The 17,748-nt window shown below is 57.8% G+C and carries 17 protein-coding genes; 3 read left to right on the forward strand and 14 right to left on the reverse strand.

Annotated elements, in window-relative coordinates; translation table 11 throughout:
• Window positions 1–294: 294 nt before the first annotated feature.
• The 9 genes from msrQ to mrcB all read right to left on the reverse strand — a co-directional run bounded on the left by msrQ (window position 295) and on the right by mrcB (window position 10,095).
• Window positions 295–909, reverse strand: a complete 615-nt coding sequence (msrQ, locus tag HBN79_RS19420; protein WP_095020691.1) for a protein-methionine-sulfoxide reductase heme-binding subunit MsrQ — start codon at window positions 907–909, stop codon at window positions 295–297.
• Window positions 909–1,922, reverse strand: coding sequence for a protein-methionine-sulfoxide reductase catalytic subunit MsrP (gene msrP / locus HBN79_RS19425; RefSeq protein WP_095002582.1), 1,014 nt, complete (start codon window positions 1,920–1,922; stop codon window positions 909–911). Before msrP ends, msrQ begins: the two co-directional genes overlap by 1 nt.
• A gap of 63 nt (window positions 1,923–1,985) precedes the next feature.
• Entirely contained in the window at window positions 1,986–2,843 is an 858-nt protein-coding gene (pssA, locus tag HBN79_RS19430; RefSeq protein ID WP_095002581.1) for a CDP-diacylglycerol--serine O-phosphatidyltransferase, read from the reverse strand.
• 144 nt (window positions 2,844–2,987) lie between these two features.
• A complete protein-coding gene (ilvC, locus tag HBN79_RS19435; RefSeq protein WP_095002580.1) occupies window positions 2,988–4,004 on the reverse strand; it encodes a ketol-acid reductoisomerase in 1,017 nt (338 codons plus the stop codon).
• Window positions 4,005–4,053: 49 nt separating this feature from the next.
• Window positions 4,054–4,545 (reverse strand): acetolactate synthase small subunit, encoded by a 492-nt coding sequence (gene ilvN, locus HBN79_RS19440; protein WP_016783407.1) that lies wholly within the window; start codon window positions 4,543–4,545, stop codon window positions 4,054–4,056.
• A 2-nt stretch (window positions 4,546–4,547) separates the two neighbouring features.
• Window positions 4,548–6,272 (reverse strand): acetolactate synthase 3 large subunit, encoded by a 1,725-nt coding sequence (locus tag HBN79_RS19445; protein ID WP_095018783.1) that lies wholly within the window; start codon window positions 6,270–6,272, stop codon window positions 4,548–4,550.
• 409 nt (window positions 6,273–6,681) lie between these two features.
• Entirely contained in the window at window positions 6,682–7,011 is a 330-nt protein-coding gene (locus HBN79_RS19450; RefSeq protein WP_095002592.1) for a YqcC family protein, read from the reverse strand.
• A 5-nt stretch (window positions 7,012–7,016) separates the two neighbouring features.
• Window positions 7,017–7,754 carry a tetratricopeptide repeat protein gene (locus HBN79_RS19455; RefSeq protein WP_095018778.1) on the reverse strand — a complete coding sequence of 246 codons (738 nt, stop codon included), beginning with the start codon at window positions 7,752–7,754 and terminating at the stop codon, window positions 7,017–7,019.
• Window positions 7,755–7,770: 16 nt separating this feature from the next.
• Window positions 7,771–10,095, reverse strand: coding sequence for a penicillin-binding protein 1B (gene mrcB, locus HBN79_RS19460; protein WP_095025617.1), 2,325 nt, complete (start codon window positions 10,093–10,095; stop codon window positions 7,771–7,773).
• Between the two features lie 116 nt (window positions 10,096–10,211).
• Here mrcB and HBN79_RS19465 point away from each other — a divergent pair, with 116 nt between their 5' ends.
• Window positions 10,212–11,768: a bifunctional aminoglycoside phosphotransferase/ATP-binding protein gene (locus HBN79_RS19465; RefSeq protein WP_095018776.1), complete on the forward strand. Its 1,557-nt coding sequence runs from the start codon at window positions 10,212–10,214 to the stop codon at window positions 11,766–11,768.
• 312 nt (window positions 11,769–12,080) lie between these two features.
• Complete coding sequence (locus HBN79_RS19470; RefSeq protein ID WP_095002576.1) at window positions 12,081–12,353, forward strand: TfoX/Sxy family protein; 273 nt, start codon at window positions 12,081–12,083, stop codon at window positions 12,351–12,353.
• A 221-nt stretch (window positions 12,354–12,574) separates the two neighbouring features.
• On the opposite strand, the gene HBN79_RS19475 is transcribed toward HBN79_RS19470, so the two are convergent.
• From HBN79_RS19475 to HBN79_RS19485, 3 genes are read right to left on the reverse strand one after another with little or no spacing between them, the layout of a single operon-like run.
• Window positions 12,575–13,342 (reverse strand): heme ABC transporter ATP-binding protein, encoded by a 768-nt coding sequence (locus tag HBN79_RS19475; RefSeq protein ID WP_169917056.1) that lies wholly within the window; start codon window positions 13,340–13,342, stop codon window positions 12,575–12,577.
• The gene (locus HBN79_RS19480) at window positions 13,342–14,325 is read right to left on the reverse strand and encodes an iron ABC transporter permease (protein WP_169917069.1); all 984 of its coding nucleotides are present in this window, start codon (window positions 14,323–14,325) and stop codon (window positions 13,342–13,344) included. Before HBN79_RS19480 ends, HBN79_RS19475 begins: the two co-directional genes overlap by 1 nt.
• A 50-nt stretch (window positions 14,326–14,375) precedes the next feature.
• Complete coding sequence (locus tag HBN79_RS19485; protein WP_095002573.1) at window positions 14,376–15,251, reverse strand: ABC transporter substrate-binding protein; 876 nt, start codon at window positions 15,249–15,251, stop codon at window positions 14,376–14,378.
• Between the two features lie 166 nt (window positions 15,252–15,417).
• On the opposite strand from HBN79_RS19485, the gene HBN79_RS19490 reads away from it, so the two are divergent.
• On the forward strand, window positions 15,418–15,756 hold the full coding sequence (locus HBN79_RS19490) for a Rieske (2Fe-2S) protein (protein WP_138738791.1): 339 nt from the start codon (window positions 15,418–15,420) through the stop codon (window positions 15,754–15,756).
• Here the strand turns inward: HBN79_RS19490 and sfsA are convergent.
• Complete coding sequence (sfsA, locus tag HBN79_RS19495; RefSeq protein WP_133144029.1) at window positions 15,739–16,446, reverse strand: DNA/RNA nuclease SfsA; 708 nt, start codon at window positions 16,444–16,446, stop codon at window positions 15,739–15,741. The genes HBN79_RS19490 and sfsA overlap by 18 nt on opposite strands.
• Window positions 16,446–17,618: a pyridoxal phosphate-dependent aminotransferase gene (locus HBN79_RS19500; RefSeq protein WP_095002570.1), complete on the reverse strand. Its 1,173-nt coding sequence runs from the start codon at window positions 17,616–17,618 to the stop codon at window positions 16,446–16,448. Before HBN79_RS19500 ends, sfsA begins: the two co-directional genes overlap by 1 nt.
• Window positions 17,619–17,748: the final 130 nt, after the last annotated feature.

The raw sequence follows: 17,748 nt of genomic DNA on the forward strand, positions 1-17,748 counted from the left end.
GAGGCGCGCATTCTACAGCAGCCTCTGTTGCTGTCAAGCGGTTATTTTAAGATGCTTTCAAAGTTTCCTCTGTAACATCAACCACTTGCGCTTTCGATCTCTCGTTAACGGGAGGCGAATTCTACAGCGCTACACGCTGCTGTCAACACCTCATTTCCTGCTTCGATGACTTGAAGCTGACACCGCCGAAAACCGTCCAACTCATTGAAACTCAAGGAGTTTTCCGTTTCGACTGCGCCGGAAGTGGGGCGAATTATAGGCCGTTTGAATCTAGGGTCAAGCACTAATTTGAACTTAAATCGCAGAAGCTGATTTCTTCTTATATAGACGCGGAATCCGGCTCTTCACCATCGGTATGCGCAGTGCCAGCAGACCTGCACCTATACAGGCATAAATCGACCATTCCTTGAGGTCCGCCCGCACTATCCAGAGCATATGCAGCAACCCCAAGCCCACTACCACATACACCAGACGATGGAGCTTCTTCCAGCGCGTGCCCAAGCGTCGCTGACTGTAGCGATTCGACGTCACCGCCAACGCCAGTAAACACAAGAACCCCAGGCTGCCGACAATAATGTAGGGACGCTTGCTTAGCTCAACACCCAACTGCGACCAGTCAAACCCCAGCACGAAAGTCAGGTAGGCACACAGATGCAGCACCACATAGGCAAAACACCACAAGCCGAGCTGTCGACGCACCGTGACCCAGCCCGACCAGCTCGTCAGTCTATGCATCGGCGTCATGCTCAACGTCACCAACAGCAGTATCAACGTTCCCAGCCCCAGACGATCGACCAACACCTTTCCCGGGTCTGGCCCCAAGGCAAAGATCCAGGCCTCGTACAACCAATACAAAGGCCAGATGGCCACCACGATAAAGACGCCAAGGCGCCAAGGTAGATGCTTCATCAGTAGTTCTTCCGCAGATCCAGGCCTGTATATAAAGAAGCAACCTCATCGGCGTAACCGTTGAACATCTGCGTATCGCGCACATTGGGACTGAACAGACCGCTCGGCAAGCGTCGCTCACGCGCCTGTGTCCAACGCGGATGATCAACTTGCGGATTCACGTTGGCATAGAAGCCGTACTCATCCGCAGCAATGCTTTGCCAGGTGGTTTTTGGCTGATCCTCGACCAGACTGATACGCACGATGGATTTCACGCTTTTGAAACCATACTTCCAGGGCACCACCAACCGTAGCGGCGCGCCATTTTGATTGGGCAATTCGCGGCCATACATGCCCACCGCCAAAATCGCCAACGGATTCATCGCCTCATCCAGCCGTAACCCTTCTACATACGGCCAGTCAATCAATGCAAAACCCGAACGCTGCCCCGGCATGACCTTAGGATCCTGCAATGTTTCAAAACGGATGTACCTGGCTTTGGAGGTTGGCTCCACCTGCTTGAGCAATGCCGAAATGGGAAATCCCATCCACGGGATCACCATCGACCAGGCCTCTACACAACGCAGACGATAAATCCGCTCCTCCAACTGATAAGGCTTCATGAAGTCTTCCAGCGCGTAACGACCCGGTTTGCCCACCTCCCCGTCGACTACCACAGTCCAGGGCTCGGTTTTCAAGGCACCAGCATTTTGCGCCGGATCCCCCTTGTCAGTGCCGAACTCATAGAAGTTGTTGTAGTGGGTCGCATCCTTGAAAGGCGTGATCGCCTCCCCCTTCACCGTGACGGCCTGCCATTTGGTCTGCGCTAGCTTGTCGGCAAACCAGGCTGGAGCCTTGCCCGGCTCAACATCTGCATAGCGCACCGCATCTTCGGCACTGGCCAAACGTGGAAGCGCGCCCACAGCCAATCCGGCAAGCGAACTGCCCAACAATGCACGACGGGATAAATAGAAGGATTCAGGCGTAACGTCCGACTCTTTGCAGTCGGACGCTTTAGGCAGCTTGATGAGCATGACAACTCCGCAGTATTGGAGGGCTGATGCACCAATAGACTACGGAGTATGGGAGAAATTACATCACTCGGCGTTTTTGTTACGACGCAAACGCAGCAAGTACTGGATCGGCCCCGATGCCGCATATGCCAGGAAGGCCAGCAACAGAATGCGCGGCGGATCGCTGAACACAACCGCGAAGACCAGCACCACAGCCAGAATCGCCACAAAAGGAACACGCCCTTTCAAGTCCAGTTCCTTGAAGCTGTTGTACTTGATATTGCTGACCATCAGCATGCCGGCAGCCGCTACGAGCAAGGCAACCAGGAACGACATTTTCGAACCCTGAATACCGTAATCACTGAATGCCCATACGATACCCGCCACCACACCAGCCGCCGCCGGGCTGGCCAGGCCGATAAAGTAGCGTTTGTCCGCTGTACCTACCTGGGTATTGAAACGCGCCAGACGCAACGCCGCGCCCGCAACATAGATGAAGGCAACCATCCAGCCGACCTTGCCCATGTCCCCCAGTGCCCAGCCAAAAGCCAGCAACGCAGGGGCAACACCAAAGGCAACCATGTCCGACAAGGAATCGTACTCGGCACCAAAGGCACTTTCGGTATTGGTCATGCGGGCTACACGGCCATCAAGACCGTCGAGCACCATGGCGACAAAAATGGCGATGGCTGCAAAGGCAAAGTATTTGCTGGCCCCAGCAGTATCACCCGCACTCATGGCACTTTGCGCACTCATGGAACTGATGATGGAGTAAAAACCGGCGAACAGGTTCGCAGTGGTGAAAAGGTTCGGCAGCAGATAGATACCACGATGCCGGACTTTTCGGCCTTCGGCGTCATGCCCTTCTTCGACATGCTCATCGATAGGCAGCAGGCTATCGGCGTCTGAAGCCGCTTTTGGCTCTTCGGGACGTTCGCTCATGGACATTACCTTGCAACGATATGGAAAGTTTCGGTAGAAGCTTGGGGCCAACACGCACCCGCAAACGATCCTGCTTTATACCAGAAGCCGCCGCTTAAACGAAAAAACGCGGCCTAGGCCGCGTTTTCTCTACAGGCTGGGAACTTAGTTCTTTGCCTGGTCAACGATTTTGTTGGCGCCGATCCAAGGCATCATCGAGCGCAGTTGCCCGCCAATGACTTCGATACCGTGAGCGGCGTTGTTGCGACGCTTAGCAGTCATCGAAGGGTAGCCGGTAGCACCCTCGCTGATGAACATTTTCGCGTATTCACCGTCCTGGATGCGTTTCAGAGCGTTACGCATTGCCTGACGGGATTCAGCGTTGATGACCTCAGGGCCAGTCACGTACTCGCCGTATTCGGCGTTGTTGGAGATCGAGTAGTTCATGTTGGCGATACCGCCTTCGTACATGAGGTCAACGATCAACTTCAATTCGTGCAGGCACTCGAAGTAAGCCATTTCTGGCGCGTAACCGGCTTCAACCAGAGTTTCAAAGCCAGCCTTAACCAGTTCAACAGTACCGCCACACAGAACTGCCTGCTCGCCGAACAGGTCGGTTTCGGTTTCGTCCTTGAACGTGGTTTCGATGATGCCGGTACGACCGCCGCCTACGCCCGAAGCATAAGACAGGGCCAGGTTCTTGGCGTTGCCCGACGCATCCTGGTAGATAGCGATCAGGTCAGGGATACCACCGCCACGTACGAACTCGGAACGAACGGTGTGACCTGGCGCTTTTGGCGCGATCATGATCACGTCGAGGTCGGCACGCGGCACAACCTGGTTGTAGTGAATCGCGAAACCGTGGGAGAAGGCCAGGGTGGCGCCCTTCTTGATGTTCGGTTCGATTTCATTTTTGTACAGCGCGGACTGGAACTCGTCCGGGGTCAGAATCATGACCAGGTCCGCAGCGGCAACAGCGCTGGCAACGTCAGTTACTTTCAGGCCATGAGCTTCAGCCTTGGCGACAGTGGCCGAACCCTTGCGCAGGCCAACGGTAACGTCAACGCCGGAATCTTTCAGGTTGCAGGCTTGAGCGTGACCCTGGGAGCCGTAACCGATGATGGCTACTTTTTTGCCCTGGATGATCGAAAGGTCGCAGTCTTTGTCGTAATAAACTTTCATGATTTTCCCTTATATCCAGGCCATTCAGGCCAATTAGCACTTGTTAGTTTTAGATGCTGAGTACTTTGTCGCCACGGGCAATCCCGGTGACGCCACTGCGAACTGTTTCCAGGATCGAGGCGGTTCCAATCGACTGAATGAAACTGTCGAGCTTCTCACTGGTGCCTGTCAACTGCACGGTATACACACTGGCGCTGACATCAACGATCTGCCCACGGAAAATATCCGTGGTGCGTTTGATTTCTGCGCGCTGTGCACCCGTTGCCTTGACCTTGACCAACATCAGTTCGCGCTCGATGTGAGCGCTTTCCGACAGATCCACCAGCTTGACCACTTCGATCAGCTTGTTCAGGTTTTTGGTGATCTGCTCGATCACTTCATCATGCCCCACCGTGGTCAGGGTCAGACGCGACAGGGTCGGGTCTTCTGTTGGTGCCACGGTCAGGCTTTCGATGTTGTAGTTGCGTTGCGAAAAAAGCCCGACAACGCGAGACAATGCGCCCGGTTCGTTTTCAAGAAGCAAGGAAATAATGTGCCGCATGATTAAGTACGCTCCGTCTTGCTCAGCCACATGTCGCGCATGGAGCCATCTTTGATCTGCATCGGATAAACGTGCTCACTGGTATCAACCTGAATATCCAGGAACACCAGGCGATCCTTCATGGCAAAGGCTTCTTCCATTTTCGGCTTGAGGTCTTTCAGATCGGTGATCCGGATACCTACATGCCCGTAAGCTTCAGCCAGCTTGACGAAATCAGGCAGCGATTCCATATACGAATGGGAGTGACGACTGCCGTAGTTCATGTCCTGCCACTGACGCACCATCCCCAGCACTCCGTTGTTGAGGCTGACGATTTTGACGGGCAAGCCGTACTGCAGACAGGTGGACAATTCCTGAATGTTCATCTGAATACTGCCCTCGCCTGTCACGCAGGCAACGTCAGCATCAGGGAAGCTCAGTTTTACCCCCATCGCAGCCGGGAAACCGAAGCCCATGGTGCCCAGGCCTCCGGAGTTGATCCAGCGGTTGGGTTTGTTGAAGCGGTAGTACTGGGCCGCGAACATCTGGTGCTGCCCCACATCGGACGTTACATAGGCATCGCCCTTGGTCACTTCGCAGAGCATCTCGATAACAGCCTGAGGCTTGATCTGGCTGCCGTCACCCTTGTTGTAAGGGAACAGGTCACCGTCTCCGCGCCACTCGTCGATTTGCTTCCACCAACTGGCAACCGCTTCCGGGTTTGGCTTGTCGCCGATGTCCTTGAGGATGGCGACCATTTCGGTCAGCACGCTCTCAACAGGGCCTACGATCGGCACGTCCGCCTTGATGGTTTTGGAGATGGACGCCGGGTCGATATCGATATGGATGATCTTGGCATTCGGGCAGAACTTGGACGGGCCGTTGATGACCCGGTCATCGAAGCGTGCACCTACCGCAAGGATCACGTCTGCGTTGTGCATCGCCATGTTGGCCGTGAAGCTGCCATGCATGCCAAGCATGCCGATAAACTGACGGTCGGTGCCAGGGTATGCACCCAGGCCCATCAGCGTATTGGTCACGGGCACGTTGAGCATTTTTGCCAGCTCGGTCAGTGGCTCCGAGCCACCGCCCAAAATAACCCCGCCGCCTGCGTAAAGCACAGGGCGCCTGGCCGCCAGCAGCATCTCTGCCGCCTTGCGGATCTGGCCGGAGTGGCCACGCAAGGCCGGGCTGTAGGAGCGCAGCTTGGCTTTTTTCGGGAAAACGTATTCGAATTTTTCGGCCGGGTTGGTCATGTCTTTCGGGATATCGACCACGACCGGACCAGGACGGCCGGATTGCGCCAGGTAGAACGCCTTTTTCATGACTTCCGGGATTTCCGAAGCATGCTTGATCATGAAGCTGTGCTTCACGATGGGCCGGGAGATACCGATCATGTCGGTTTCCTGGAAGGCATCAGTTCCGACCATGGTACTAGGCACCTGGCCCGAAATGATCACCATCGGAATGGAGTCCATGTAGGCAGTGGCAATACCGGTGATGGCGTTGGTAGCACCCGGCCCGGAAGTCACCAGTACTACACCGGCTTTACCGGTGGCACGGGCGTAGCCGTCAGCCATATGGGTTGCAGCTTGTTCATGACGAACCAGGATGTGGGTAACTTCCGGCTCTTTGAACAGTGCGTCGTAGACATGCAGGAGAGCACCACCTGGGTACCCGTAGATATATTTGACACCTTCGTCGCGCAAAAAGCGGACGAGCATCTCACCACCAGACAAAAGCTCCACGTTGTTCACCTCTAAAACGCCAGAATACCGTCCACAAAAATACGAACGGGTCTTAATAGGTTTACTTTTCAGCAGAGCATGAGCGACGGTGGTCGCCGACTACGTCAGCACTGACTGAGCAAGTATTGGGAACTCCCCAAGTATTGCGGGGGTTTCCCACCCAGCGCGAGGTAACGCGTTGCGGGTGTAACAGGTCGGCGCGGGTGTGCGCCTCATGATCTGCTGAGAGAGCCTGCTTCTGGCAGCCCCTCTACAGCGGGAGTTCGATTCTTGTCATTAGGCCTGTCCAAGTCAAGCCATCAATTCAATTTATTTGCATAAATCGACAGGAACGCACAAAAAAACGCGCAAAATGACAGAAGCCAACAAGAAAATGGATGGCTGCCAGTAAAAACTGGCAGCCATGACCTCAGGAGGCAGGGCTGATCAGGTGGTCAAAGTCTTGGAAATGCTTGAGCAAGGGTTTCCAGTTGCCACGACGCTGGGCAAACACATGCTCAGCCATATGCCAAATACCCGAGACACTGGGCAGAGGCTGCCCCCGTTCGACGATGGTTTTCATTTTCGGCAGGAAGATCCACTGCACCCATTGCTCAAAATCCAGGCGATCGACACTGAACGGCTCCAGGCTGGAAAGGTCGTGTTCGGTCGGGACCTTGTCACTCCACAAGCCCTGGGTGCGCATTTCGTGTTCGATCAGCAGCAGGAACCCGGCAACTTCAGATGTGCGTGCATCCATGACCATCAGAGGCTCACCTTGGCTTTTTGACGGGCCAATGCAGCACCAGCGGCATCACCTTGCTTCTCACGGGCCTGGGCAATCAAACCCCACAAGCTCGCCTGCAAATCCGGACGACCACTAGCGAACGTCAAACCACGGCGGGCAAACTGCTCAGCCTGGGCGGCATCGCCCTGGGCCATACGCACCTGAGCCAGACGATAAAGCACCTGAGGCTCACGAGGGGCCACGCGCTGGGCACGTTCAAGGCTCGATGAAGCGCCGTTCAAGTCGCCGCTCGCCTGTTGTTGCTGAGCGGTGGTAAGCAGCGCCAGCACCGGGCCATCCAGTTGCTCGTCGGCAGCCAGGCCGCCGCTGTTCGACGGAATGCCGCTGGGGGTAATGGCCGTCGGGGCACTGTAGGCCGCGCCCGGTGTGTAGCTACCCGTGTTGATGGGGGCTGCGGCAGGGCCGGGGGTGATCGGCCCCGGCGTAAATGGCTGGGTGCTGATCGGCGTCGACACACTGGCAGCGCCGCCCGGAATCATCACCACAACCCCCGAGTCCTCGGTAATCGTACGTGCCTGAGCGGCACGCGGCGCAGTGGCCTGTGGATAATTCCCCGCCGTACGCTGGGCCGAAACACGCTCGTTATTCGACACCGCAACACCAGAATCGACCACAGGGATGGACCCCTGCGGCACGCTGGCACAACCATTGAGCAAAGCCAGGGCTGAAACAGCCGCAATCCACAACTTATTCACGTCATACCCTCTTTGCTTAATTCAACCAGCCCTTGACCCAATCCATCACGGCTTCACCGGTGGCGGGCTCTTGCCCACCACAACTGGCACCAGCTGGCGGTTCACTGCCGCGAATATACGGCATCTGTACCGCGCCAGGGCAGCCGGCATCCGATCCTTGACCGGTATGCGGATCAATCCAGGCCTGCACAATGTTATCGGGCTGAGGCATGTCGAGCGGCAGCGGGTCAGCCTTCTTCATAAAGCTGGTCCACACCTGCAAGGCACCGGTTGCCCCCGTGAACGGGGTTTTGCCGTTGTCATCGCGCCCCAGCCAGACCACTGCCAGCAAGTCCTGGCTAAAGCCGGCAAACCAGCTGTCACGGGAATCGTTACTGGTGCCGGTCTTGCCCGCCAACGCGAGACTCTTGGGCAGCACGTTATAAACCGAGCGCCCCGTACCTTCGCGCATCACATGCTGCATGGCGCTCTGGATCAGAAAGATCGAGCCCGGATCAAAGCGTTGCTGGATCTGGAACGGGTAACGTTTGAGCGGCTCGCCTTCGGCTGTCAGCACGCTGCGAATGCCGCGCATCGGCGTATTGAAGCCGCCGTTGGCCAAGGTCTGGTACATGGTCGCCACTTCCATCGGGCTCAAGGCACCAGCCCCCAGCAACATGGACGGGAATGCCGGAAACTCGCGCTCCACACCCAGTCGCGCCAGGGTCTTGAGTACATTAGGCACGCCGACTTCCTGCCCCAGCCTTACCGTACCGAGGTTGTAGGAGTTCATCATGGACTGATAGAGGAAAATCGTACCGTGAGAGCGGCGGTCATAGTTCTGAGGCTTCCAGATCTGACCATCAGCGCCTTTGATCGACAATGGCTCATCCGACAGCCAACTGGTCAGCGTGTACTTGCTCGGCCGCTCAAGTGCTGTGAGATAGACCGCAGGCTTGATCAGCGAGCCAATCGGTCGCACCGCATCCAGTGCACGGTTGAAACCTGCGTAGCCTGGCGCACGACTGCCGATCAGTGCCTGGACTTCGCCGGTTTCAGGGTTGGTCACCACCATGGCGGCTTCCACTTCATCCGCGCCCTTGCGCCCGGCCAGACGCTTGAAGGTCTCGCCCACCGCAGCTTCGGACTTCATCTGCAGGATCGGGTCGAAGCTGGTGAAGATTCGCAGCCCTTCTTCGGTCAAGTCTTCGTCGCGGTAGTCTTCACGCAGCTGACGCTTGACCAGATCCAGGAACCCCGGGAACGAGCTGTCTGCCAGACTGCCGCGCTTGGTCACGCCCAAAGGCATTTTTTTCGCTGCAGCCACTTGCTCGGGCGTTGCAACACCTTGCTGCTCGAGCAGGTCGAGCACCAGATTACGTCGTACAAGCGCACGCTCGGGGTAACGCCGCGGGTTATAGGCCGAGGGCCCTTTAACCATACCGACCAGCAGTGCTACCTGGTGCAACTTGAGCTCGGCCAGCGGCTGGCTGAAGAAGAACTGGCTGGCCAGACCGAAACCGTGCACCGCGCGTTGACCGTCCTGGCCGACAAACACCTCGTTGAGGTACGCCTCAAGGATTTCGCGCTTGTCATAGTGCAACTCAAGCAGCAGCGCCATCATTGCTTCGGTCAGCTTGCGGCTCAGGCTGCGTTCGTTGGTCAGGTAGAAGTTCTTGACCAGTTGCTGGGTCAAGGTACTGCCGCCCTGGCGCATTTGCCCGGCCGAGGTATTGACCCACATGGCGCGTGCAATCGACTTGGGCGACACCCCGAAATGGTGATAGAAGTCCCTGTCCTCGACGGTGACCAGGGTTTCCAGCAGAAACGGCGGTACCTGATCGATATTGATCAGGATCCGGTCTTCAAGGTTTTTCGGGTACATGCCGCCAATCAGCAGCGGCTCAAGGCGCACCACCGGCAGTTTGGAACCATTGGTCGAGGAAAGCTCGGCAACATAGTCGCCAGAAAATCTTACCCGCACCGGCTGCGCCTGCTCGGCACCTTCATAAAACTGAAAGCCACGGGTATTGAGGTCAACCGTGTTGCCATTGACGGATGCCGCGCCCGGGCCGTTGGCCACGCTTTCACGGCGATAACCCAGCGCATCGAGCTCGGTGAGGAAGTCGTTCTTGCTCAGCTTCTGGCCGACGAACAGCTCCAGCGGGCGCGCATACACCTTGGCCGGGATGGTCCAGCGCTTTCCGGAGAATTTCTCCTGAACGATGGCATCCAGATAGACGGCAAAACCTGCCAGCACCACCAGGCCGACCAGACTGAGCTTGATTGCCCAGCCCAGCCAGGGCCTAAGGCCGCCAGAGGGACGTTTGGAACGGGAACGAGGAGATCGGGTACGAGTCATGGCGCGAGATTATACGCACTTTATTCATGTTCATCATGCGCAGCCCGGCGGTTTGCACTCCCGCTGCCAGCCGCCATAATGGCGCATCGAATATTCCCGACCTTGAAGGATCAACCGTGAGCCAGAACCTGATTGCCGCCCTGCAAAACCCGGACCTCTATCCCCATGAAGTCGAAGGATTTCAGGTTATCGAGACGCATATCTCCTGGGTCATCCTTACCGGGCCGTATGCCTATAAATTGAAGAAACCGGTCAACTTCGGCTTTCTTGACTTCACCGAACTCAGTGGCCGTGAACACTTCTGCAATGAAGAGTTGCGTCTCAACCAGCGCCTGACCGAAGGCCTGTACCTGGACGTGCTGCCGATCACCGGCAGCGCCGACGTACCAGCATTCGGTGGTGAAGGCCCGGCCATTGAATACGCGTTGAAAATGCGCCAGTTCCCGCAAAGCCAGCTGCTGAGCACACTGCAAGCCAATGGCGAACTGAATGCCGGCCATGTCGACGAAATGGCCCAGCAGATCGCCCGCTTCCACATGCAGGCGCCCCATGTGCCTGCTGCGCACTACCAGGGCACGCCTGAGGCGGTAATGGACCCGGTTCGTCAGAACTTCGAACAAATTCGCCCGTTCCTTTCGGACAAAGCCGACCTGTTGCAACTGGAAGCACTCCAGGCCTGGGCAGAGGCCAGCTTCACCCGCCTCAAGCCGCTGTTCGAACAGCGCAAGGCCCAAGGCTTCATTCGCGAATGCCACGGTGACATTCACCTGGGCAATGCCACGATGATTGACGGCAAAGTAGTGATTTTCGACTGCATCGAGTTCAACGAACCGTTCCGCTTCACCGACGTCTACGCCGATACCGCCTTCCTGGCGATGGACCTCGAAGACCGCGGCCTGAAATGCCTGGCCCGCCGATTCGTCAGCCAGTACCTGGAACTGACCGGTGATTATCAGGGCCTGGAGCTGCTGAACTTCTACAAGGCCTACCGCGCACTGGTTCGCGCCAAAGTCAGCCTGTTCAGCATGCCTGCCGAAGCCAGCCCGGTGCAGCGCGCAGCCACTCTGCGTCAATACCGCAACTACGCGAACCTGGCAGAGAGCTACAGCACGATTCCTTCGCGTTTTCTGACCATTACGCACGGTGTTTCGGCTGTAGGTAAAAGCTCGGTAGCCATGCGACTGGTTGAAGCTTTGGGGGCGATTCGCCTGCGCTCAGACGTCATCCGCAAGCAACTGTTCGGTCAGCAGACGGCAGAAAACGCAGTCGGCGATGGCATCTACAACGCCGACGCCAGCGCAGCTACCTACAATAAACTGCATGAACTGGCCGGCATCGTCCTGCGTGCGGGCTTCCCGGTGGTGATCGATGCCACCTACCTCAAGCGTGAGCAGCGCGATGCGGCCGCCAAAGTGGCCGAAGCGACAGGTGTTCCTTGCCTGATCCTTGACTGCACCGCCCCGGACGCCGTGATCGAAGGCTGGCTGGCCCATCGCAAGTCCGTGGGTACCGACCCGTCTGACGCCACCCTGGAAGTAGTCAAAGCTCAGCAAGCCAGCCGCGAAGCGCTGGGCGCTGATGAGATCCTGCGCAGCAAGCGTGTTGAAACCCACAACAGCAAAAGCCTCGACACTCTGATTGCCGACATTCGCCAGCGCTTGCCGGGCCTGTAAGGTCCATGTTCGCCGTGGAACCGCAACGGTTTCACGGCGTTTACCTGCGTAACATCGCCCGTTAACACAAATACGACATCAGCTCCGGCGCTGGCGTTTCACAGTCGCCAAGGTCGATTGAATGGCCATGGGCGCTCTACCCTCTTGGGTCCAGGGAACTGATTTGCGCCTTACTACAGCACATTCGCTCAATTCCAACTCCGCCTTGTTCCAAAACCGACTAACGGACTACGAATTTCCTACTGAGCGCTACACTCAATAGAGTCAACATACCCCGTAAACGCTGAGCTCACGCCGTCGCAAGGAGAGCTGATGAACGATGAACTCCAGCATTTGAAAAATCTTGGCAAGACCTCTTCACAATGGCTGCACGCTGTTGGCATTCACAGTGCCGCGGACTTGAAGCGCCTGGGCGCAGTGGATGCCTACCGGGCGGTGAAGGCACGAGGGTTCAGAGCCTCCAAAGTACTTTTATATGCTATCGAAGGTGCCCTGCTGGATGTTCACTGGAACGATATTCCTGCAGAACGCAAAGAGGCCCTCAATCAGCAAGTCGAGCATCTGGCCACACTGAAAAAGGCCTGATACGGCAGGCTGGCAACGAACACGATGAACGGTAAAAAACAGTTGTTGACTTGGTAATGAGAATTGTTATGATTACGCCATCTGGTCGCGAGACCAGTCGATCTTCTGAAAGGCCCTTGGTTCGGACTCTCAGAAAATCTCCTCATCAGGCTAATCACGGTTATTTGACCCGGCTCTTGCCGGGTCTTTTTTTGCCTGTGGAAAAGTGCTTGGGCGGCTGCTCAGCGAGCAATTACCATCGGGCAACCCAGCTCCGGGTGCGGCTGCACTAAAACATCGAGCCCAAACACGGACTTGAGCTCATCCGGCTGCAATACCGCTTGCGGGCAATCCAGAGCCCGTGGGCGCCCCTGTTCCAGCAAGAGCAAGCGGTCACAGTAACGCGCCGCCAGGTTAAGGTCATGCAGGATGATCAACACCGCGGCGCCGCGATCAGCAAATGCCCGAATGGCCTTGAGCGTGGTGTGCTGATGCAAGGGGTCGAGCATTGAAGTGGGTTCATCAAGCAACAGGGTCTGCCCGTTTTGCCCCGGCCATAATTGCGCCAGTACCCGTGCCAGATGCACACGCTGACGCTCGCCCCCCGATAAGGCCAGGTAGCTGCGCCCCGCAAGATGCTCAACATCGGCGGCCTGCAATGCCTCATGGATTATTTCGGCGTCGCGAGTGCGACCCGTCTGATGAGGCAGTCGGCCCATGCCCACCACTTCTTCAACGCGAAAGGCAAAATCCAGGGTCGAGGTTTGCGGCAGGACAGCGAGGCGTTGTGCCCGCTGCGCGCCCTTCCAGTGGCTCAAGGCCAGCTCATCCAGCCAGACCTGCCCGCCACTCGGCGCCAGCTCCCCGCACAAGGCCGCCAGCAGGGTACTTTTACCCGCGCCATTGGGGCCTAGCACACCCAGTACTTCCCCCGGGCGTACATCAAGGGTGACATCCGCCAGCACGATTTTCTGATCGCGACGGATCTGCAGGTTTTCCGTACGCAGCATCAGTGGCGTCCTCGCATCAGCAAATACAGGAAGAAAGGCGCACCGAGAAACGCAGTAACAATCCCGATGGGCAGTTCGGCTGGCGCCAGCGCCAGGCGAGCGATCAAGTCGGCAAACAGCAACAAGGTGGCCCCCGCCAGTACCGAAGCAGGCAACAGCACCCGGTGATCAGGCCCCGCCAGCAGTCGCACCAGATGCGGCACCACCAGCCCGATAAAGCCAATCATGCCTGCCGCTGCCACAGCGGCCCCCACCCCCAGGGCCGTGCAGAACACCAGTTCGCGCTTCAGGCCTTCAACGTCGATGCCCAGGTGATTGGCTTCGGATTCCCCCAACAGCAGTGCATTGAGCGCATTCGCCCGCCGGGGCAGCCACAGTGCGACCCCCACCGTCACAATCAACAGTGGCCACAGCCGTGCATAGCTGGCGCCATTGAGACTGCCCAGGTTCCAGAATGTCAGAGTGCGCAAGGTCGCGTCATCGGCGAGATAGGTAAACAAACCCACAGCAGAACCAGCCAAGGCTGTCAGGGCAATGCCCGCAAGCAACATCACCGCCACATTGGTCTGACCGTTGCGCCGGCCCAACCGATACACCAGCGCCGTCACCCCCAAACCACCGATAAACGCACACAGCGACAGCAGGTACGGGCCCATCACTTCCGGCAACCCGCCAAAAGCAGCCCCGCCGACAATCGCGATCGCCGCCCCGAGGGCGGCGCCACTGGATACGCCGACCAACCCCGGATCGGCCAGCGGGTTGCGAAACAACCCCTGCATGGCTACACCTGAGAGCGCCAGCACGCCACCCACCGCCAGCCCCAACAAGGTTCGCGGCAAGCGGATCTGCCCCAGGATCAATTCGGCCTGCTCCAGGCCTTCACCCGCAATCGGCACCCCGATCAGGCGCAGTGCCGCGCGCAAGGTGTCAAACAACGGCAGGCTCACCGGCCCCAGCGCCAGCGACAGCCAGATCGACAACAGGCACAACGCGCTCAAACCTGTAAACAGGGCCCGGGGTTTAACCAACGTCCTCATTGGCTGACCGGAACCGCGGGATAGAACTCAGCCGTCAGTTGCTTCAGGCGTTCCGGCAGACGCGGCCCCAGGCCACCCACCAGCAGCGTCGGGTCCAGCTCATAGACACGGCCATTTTTAGCGGCGCGTATAGATGCCAGTACCGGGTTTTCTTTCATAAGCGCTTTGCGCGCCGCCTCACCGGTCAGGCTGCGATCGGCAAATACCAGCACTTCAGGGTTGAGCCCCGCCAGCGCTTCCACAGAAAACGGCTTGTAACCGCTGTGGGTCGCCAGGTTATGTCCCCCCGCTTGCGTCAGCAGCCAGTCCGCCGCCGTATCTTTGCCAGCAATCATCGGTTTACCACCGGCATGGCCCAACAGTAGCAATACCCCGGGTGCCTGATGACTGGCTTGTGCGGCCTTGACCTGCTGTTGATGCTCTTCCAGTTGCTGCTGGTAGTCCTTAAACACTTGCGCTGCCTGCGCCTCATCCCCCAGCAGGCGCCCCAAATGCTGCAAGGTGCCCTCAAGGCTGGCTAGGTCTGCCTGGGCCGAAAACATCTCCACCGGCACACCGGCACCGCGAATCTGCAACAACACCGCGGCCGGGCCCATTTCTTCAGTGCCGATCAGCACATCCGGCTTCAGGCTCAGGACACCTTCTGCCGAGAGTTGGCGCTGATAGCCGATACTGGGCAGCGACTTGAGTGATTCAGGATGCTGGCTGGTGGTATCGACCCCAACCAATTTAGACTCCGCACCCAATACGCTGACCCACTCCGAAAGCGCTCCTCCGGCGCTGACCCAACGTTGTGGCAACTCGCCAGCCAGGCTGACATGACTGATCATAAGGCCTGCACAGAACGTAATCAGGCGGGTACTCAGGCGCATACAGAGGCTTTCCTTGAATAAAGAGGGCTCACAATTTTCACGCTGTGAAAACAGCACATGCAGAGCAAGCCGCCATTTGATAATTGTTTGCATTTGCACGTCAACCTGTTAACCCGCTCAGAAACCCGTCATCGACTCAACCGTTTAGCTGTTATTAAGGATTGTCATGAAGTTTTTATGCTCATCGCATGCACTGAGCGAAGGTACCAGCCGTGGCTTTGAGCTGGATGAAGTGCGGCTGCTGATCACTCGCCGGGAGGGCCGGGTGTATGCCTACAAAAACCGCTGCCCCCATCGCGGGGTGGCACTGGAATGGCAACCCGACCAGTTTCTCGACCCCAGCGCCAGCCTGATCCAGTGTTCAACCCACGCAGCATTGTTCCTGATCGAAAGCGGGGAATGCGTGGCCGGGCCTTGCGCGGGACAATTTCTGACAGCCCTTGACTGCCGTGAAGACGGCCAAGGGATCTGGATTACACCGCAAGCCTCAGAGGATGACGCCTAGACGGCGATCAACCACTACAGCATCCGATGTCAGGCTGACCCCATATGCCAGCACCTGCACCCCGGCCGCCACAGCCTCGCGCAGGGCAGCGGCATAACCCGGGTCGATTTCTTCAGCCGGACGCACCGCATCGATCCCCGTCAGGTTGACGCAATACAGCTGCACCGCACGCACGCCTTCCTTCGCCAGGGTCGCCAGCTCGCGCAGATGCTTGGCGCCACGCTGGGTCACGGCATCCGGAAATGCCGCGACACGGGAACCGTCAAACCCCAGGGTGACACTCTTGACCTCGACATAGGCAAAGCCCTGCGGGTACTCAAGGCGAAAATCGATGCGACTTTTTTCCTGCCCGTAAGGGACCTCGCGCTTGAGCGCGGTAAAACCCTCCAGCTCGGTAATCACCCCGGCCAGCAGCGCCTCTTCGATCAAGTGATTGGCGCGCCCGGTGTTCACGCACGCCAGCCGTCCTTGCGGGGTTTGGCTGATTTCCCAGGTACCCGGCAACTTGCGTTTGGGGTCGTTGGAACGACTGAACCACACCTGACCACCCTCGACCATGCAATTGAGCATGGAACCGGTGTTCGGGCAGTGGATGGTCATCAACTCGCCAGCGCTGGTTTCGATATCCGCCAAAAATCGCTTATAGCGCTTGATCAGGCGCCCTTCTTCCAGTTCAGGTGAAAAACGCATCAGCCCTTCCAGCTCTTGAGGCCACGGGCAATCCGCTCAACAGCTTCCTGCAGGCGTGGCAAATTTTGGGTATAGGCAAAGCGTACGTGATGCCCGGATTTGTAACGGCCGAAATCCAGGCCTGGGGTAAAGGCGATGTGCTGGGTTTCCAGAAAATGCTGACAAAACGCGAAGGCATCACCGCCAAACGCGCTGATGTCGGCATACAGGTAAAACGCACCTTCAGGCTCAACCGCAATGCCAAAGCCCAGCTCGCGCAAGGCCGGCAACAGGAAATCGCGACGACGGCCAAACTCGGCCCGACGCTCTTCCAGAATCGCCAGGGTCTGCGGTTCGAAGCAGGCCAATGCTGCGTACTGGGCCATGCTTGGCGCGCTGATATAGAGATTCTGTGCGAGTTTCTCCAGGTCGGCCACTGCCTCAGGCGGCGCCACCAGCCAGCCCAGGCGCCAGCCGGTCATGCCGAAATACTTGGAAAAACTATTAAGCACAAACGCGCTGTCATCAACTTCCAGCACACTCGCCGCATCACAGCCATAGGTCAGGCCGTGATAGATCTCATCCACCACCAGATGCCCATTGCGGGCCTTGACCGCTGCAGACAGGGCTGCCAGTTCGTCACGACTCAACAGTGTGCCGGTCGGATTGGCCGGGGACGCCACCAACGCGCCTACGCTGTCCTGGTTCCAGTGGCGTTCGACCAGTTCGGCTGTGAGTTGATAGCGCACATCGGGACCTACAGGCACCAGTTGGGCCGCCCCCTCTACCAAACGCAGGAAATGTCGGTTACATGGGTAGCCCGGGTCTGCTAGCAACCAGTGTTTACCCGGATCAACCAGCAGGCTGGAAGCCAGTAACAGGGCACCAGAACCACCGGGCGTTATAAGAATTCGCCCGGGGTCGATATTCAAGCCATAGCGCTGCCGGTAAAACCCGCTGATCGCTTCACGCAGTTCCGGCAGGCCACGGGCGGCGGTATAACGGGTTTTGCCGGCGGCCAGGGCAGCCTGGCCGGCAGCAATGATCGGCTCGGCCGTGGTGAAGTCCGGCTCGCCGATTTCCAGGTGAATCACATCGTGCCCGGCAGCCTGCAACTCATTGGCCCGTGCCAACAACGCCATCACGTGGAACGGTTCGATTGCGCGGCTGCGCGCACTGTATGACTGAGCCATGAGCCTGCCTTCCTGGGTAAGCAAAAAGCCGATTCTACCCAAGCAGTGCTATAAGAGAGAGCTAATTACGGTCTTAGCCCACTTGCCGATAGAACCAAACAACCCGGCCTTTAGTCATAGCTCGACTAAA

The sequence above is a fragment of the Pseudomonas sp. WS 5051 genome (genome assembly GCF_012985715.1).
GTDB lineage: Bacteria > Pseudomonadota > Gammaproteobacteria > Pseudomonadales > Pseudomonadaceae > Aquipseudomonas > Aquipseudomonas bubulae.

Bases quoted from the DNA above. Each gene is read 5' to 3' on its own strand.
- pssA (WP_095002581.1), bottom strand. From the start codon at position 2,843: ATGAGCGAACGTCCCGAAGAGCCAAAAGCGGCTTCAGACGCCGATAGC.
- HBN79_RS19490 (WP_138738791.1), top strand. From the start codon at position 15,418: ATGAAGTTTTTATGCTCATCGCATGCACTGAGCGAAGGTACCAGCCGT.
- sfsA (WP_133144029.1), bottom strand. From the start codon at position 16,446: ATGCGTTTTTCACCTGAACTGGAAGAAGGGCGCCTGATCAAGCGCTAT.
- mrcB (WP_095025617.1), bottom strand. From the start codon at position 10,095: ATGACTCGTACCCGATCTCCTCGTTCCCGTTCCAAACGTCCCTCTGGC.
- msrP (WP_095002582.1), bottom strand. From the start codon at position 1,922: ATGCTCATCAAGCTGCCTAAAGCGTCCGACTGCAAAGAGTCGGACGTT.
- HBN79_RS19475 (WP_169917056.1), bottom strand. From the start codon at position 13,342: ATGCTGCGTACGGAAAACCTGCAGATCCGTCGCGATCAGAAAATCGTG.
- HBN79_RS19500 (WP_095002570.1), bottom strand. From the start codon at position 17,618: ATGGCTCAGTCATACAGTGCGCGCAGCCGCGCAATCGAACCGTTCCAC.
- msrQ (WP_095020691.1), bottom strand. From the start codon at position 909: ATGAAGCATCTACCTTGGCGCCTTGGCGTCTTTATCGTGGTGGCCATC.
- ilvC (WP_095002580.1), bottom strand. From the start codon at position 4,004: ATGAAAGTTTATTACGACAAAGACTGCGACCTTTCGATCATCCAGGGC.
- HBN79_RS19450 (WP_095002592.1), bottom strand. From the start codon at position 7,011: ATGGATGCACGCACATCTGAAGTTGCCGGGTTCCTGCTGCTGATCGAA.
- ilvN (WP_016783407.1), bottom strand. From the start codon at position 4,545: ATGCGGCACATTATTTCCTTGCTTCTTGAAAACGAACCGGGCGCATTG.
- HBN79_RS19485 (WP_095002573.1), bottom strand. From the start codon at position 15,251: ATGCGCCTGAGTACCCGCCTGATTACGTTCTGTGCAGGCCTTATGATC.
- HBN79_RS19470 (WP_095002576.1), top strand. From the start codon at position 12,081: ATGAACGATGAACTCCAGCATTTGAAAAATCTTGGCAAGACCTCTTCA.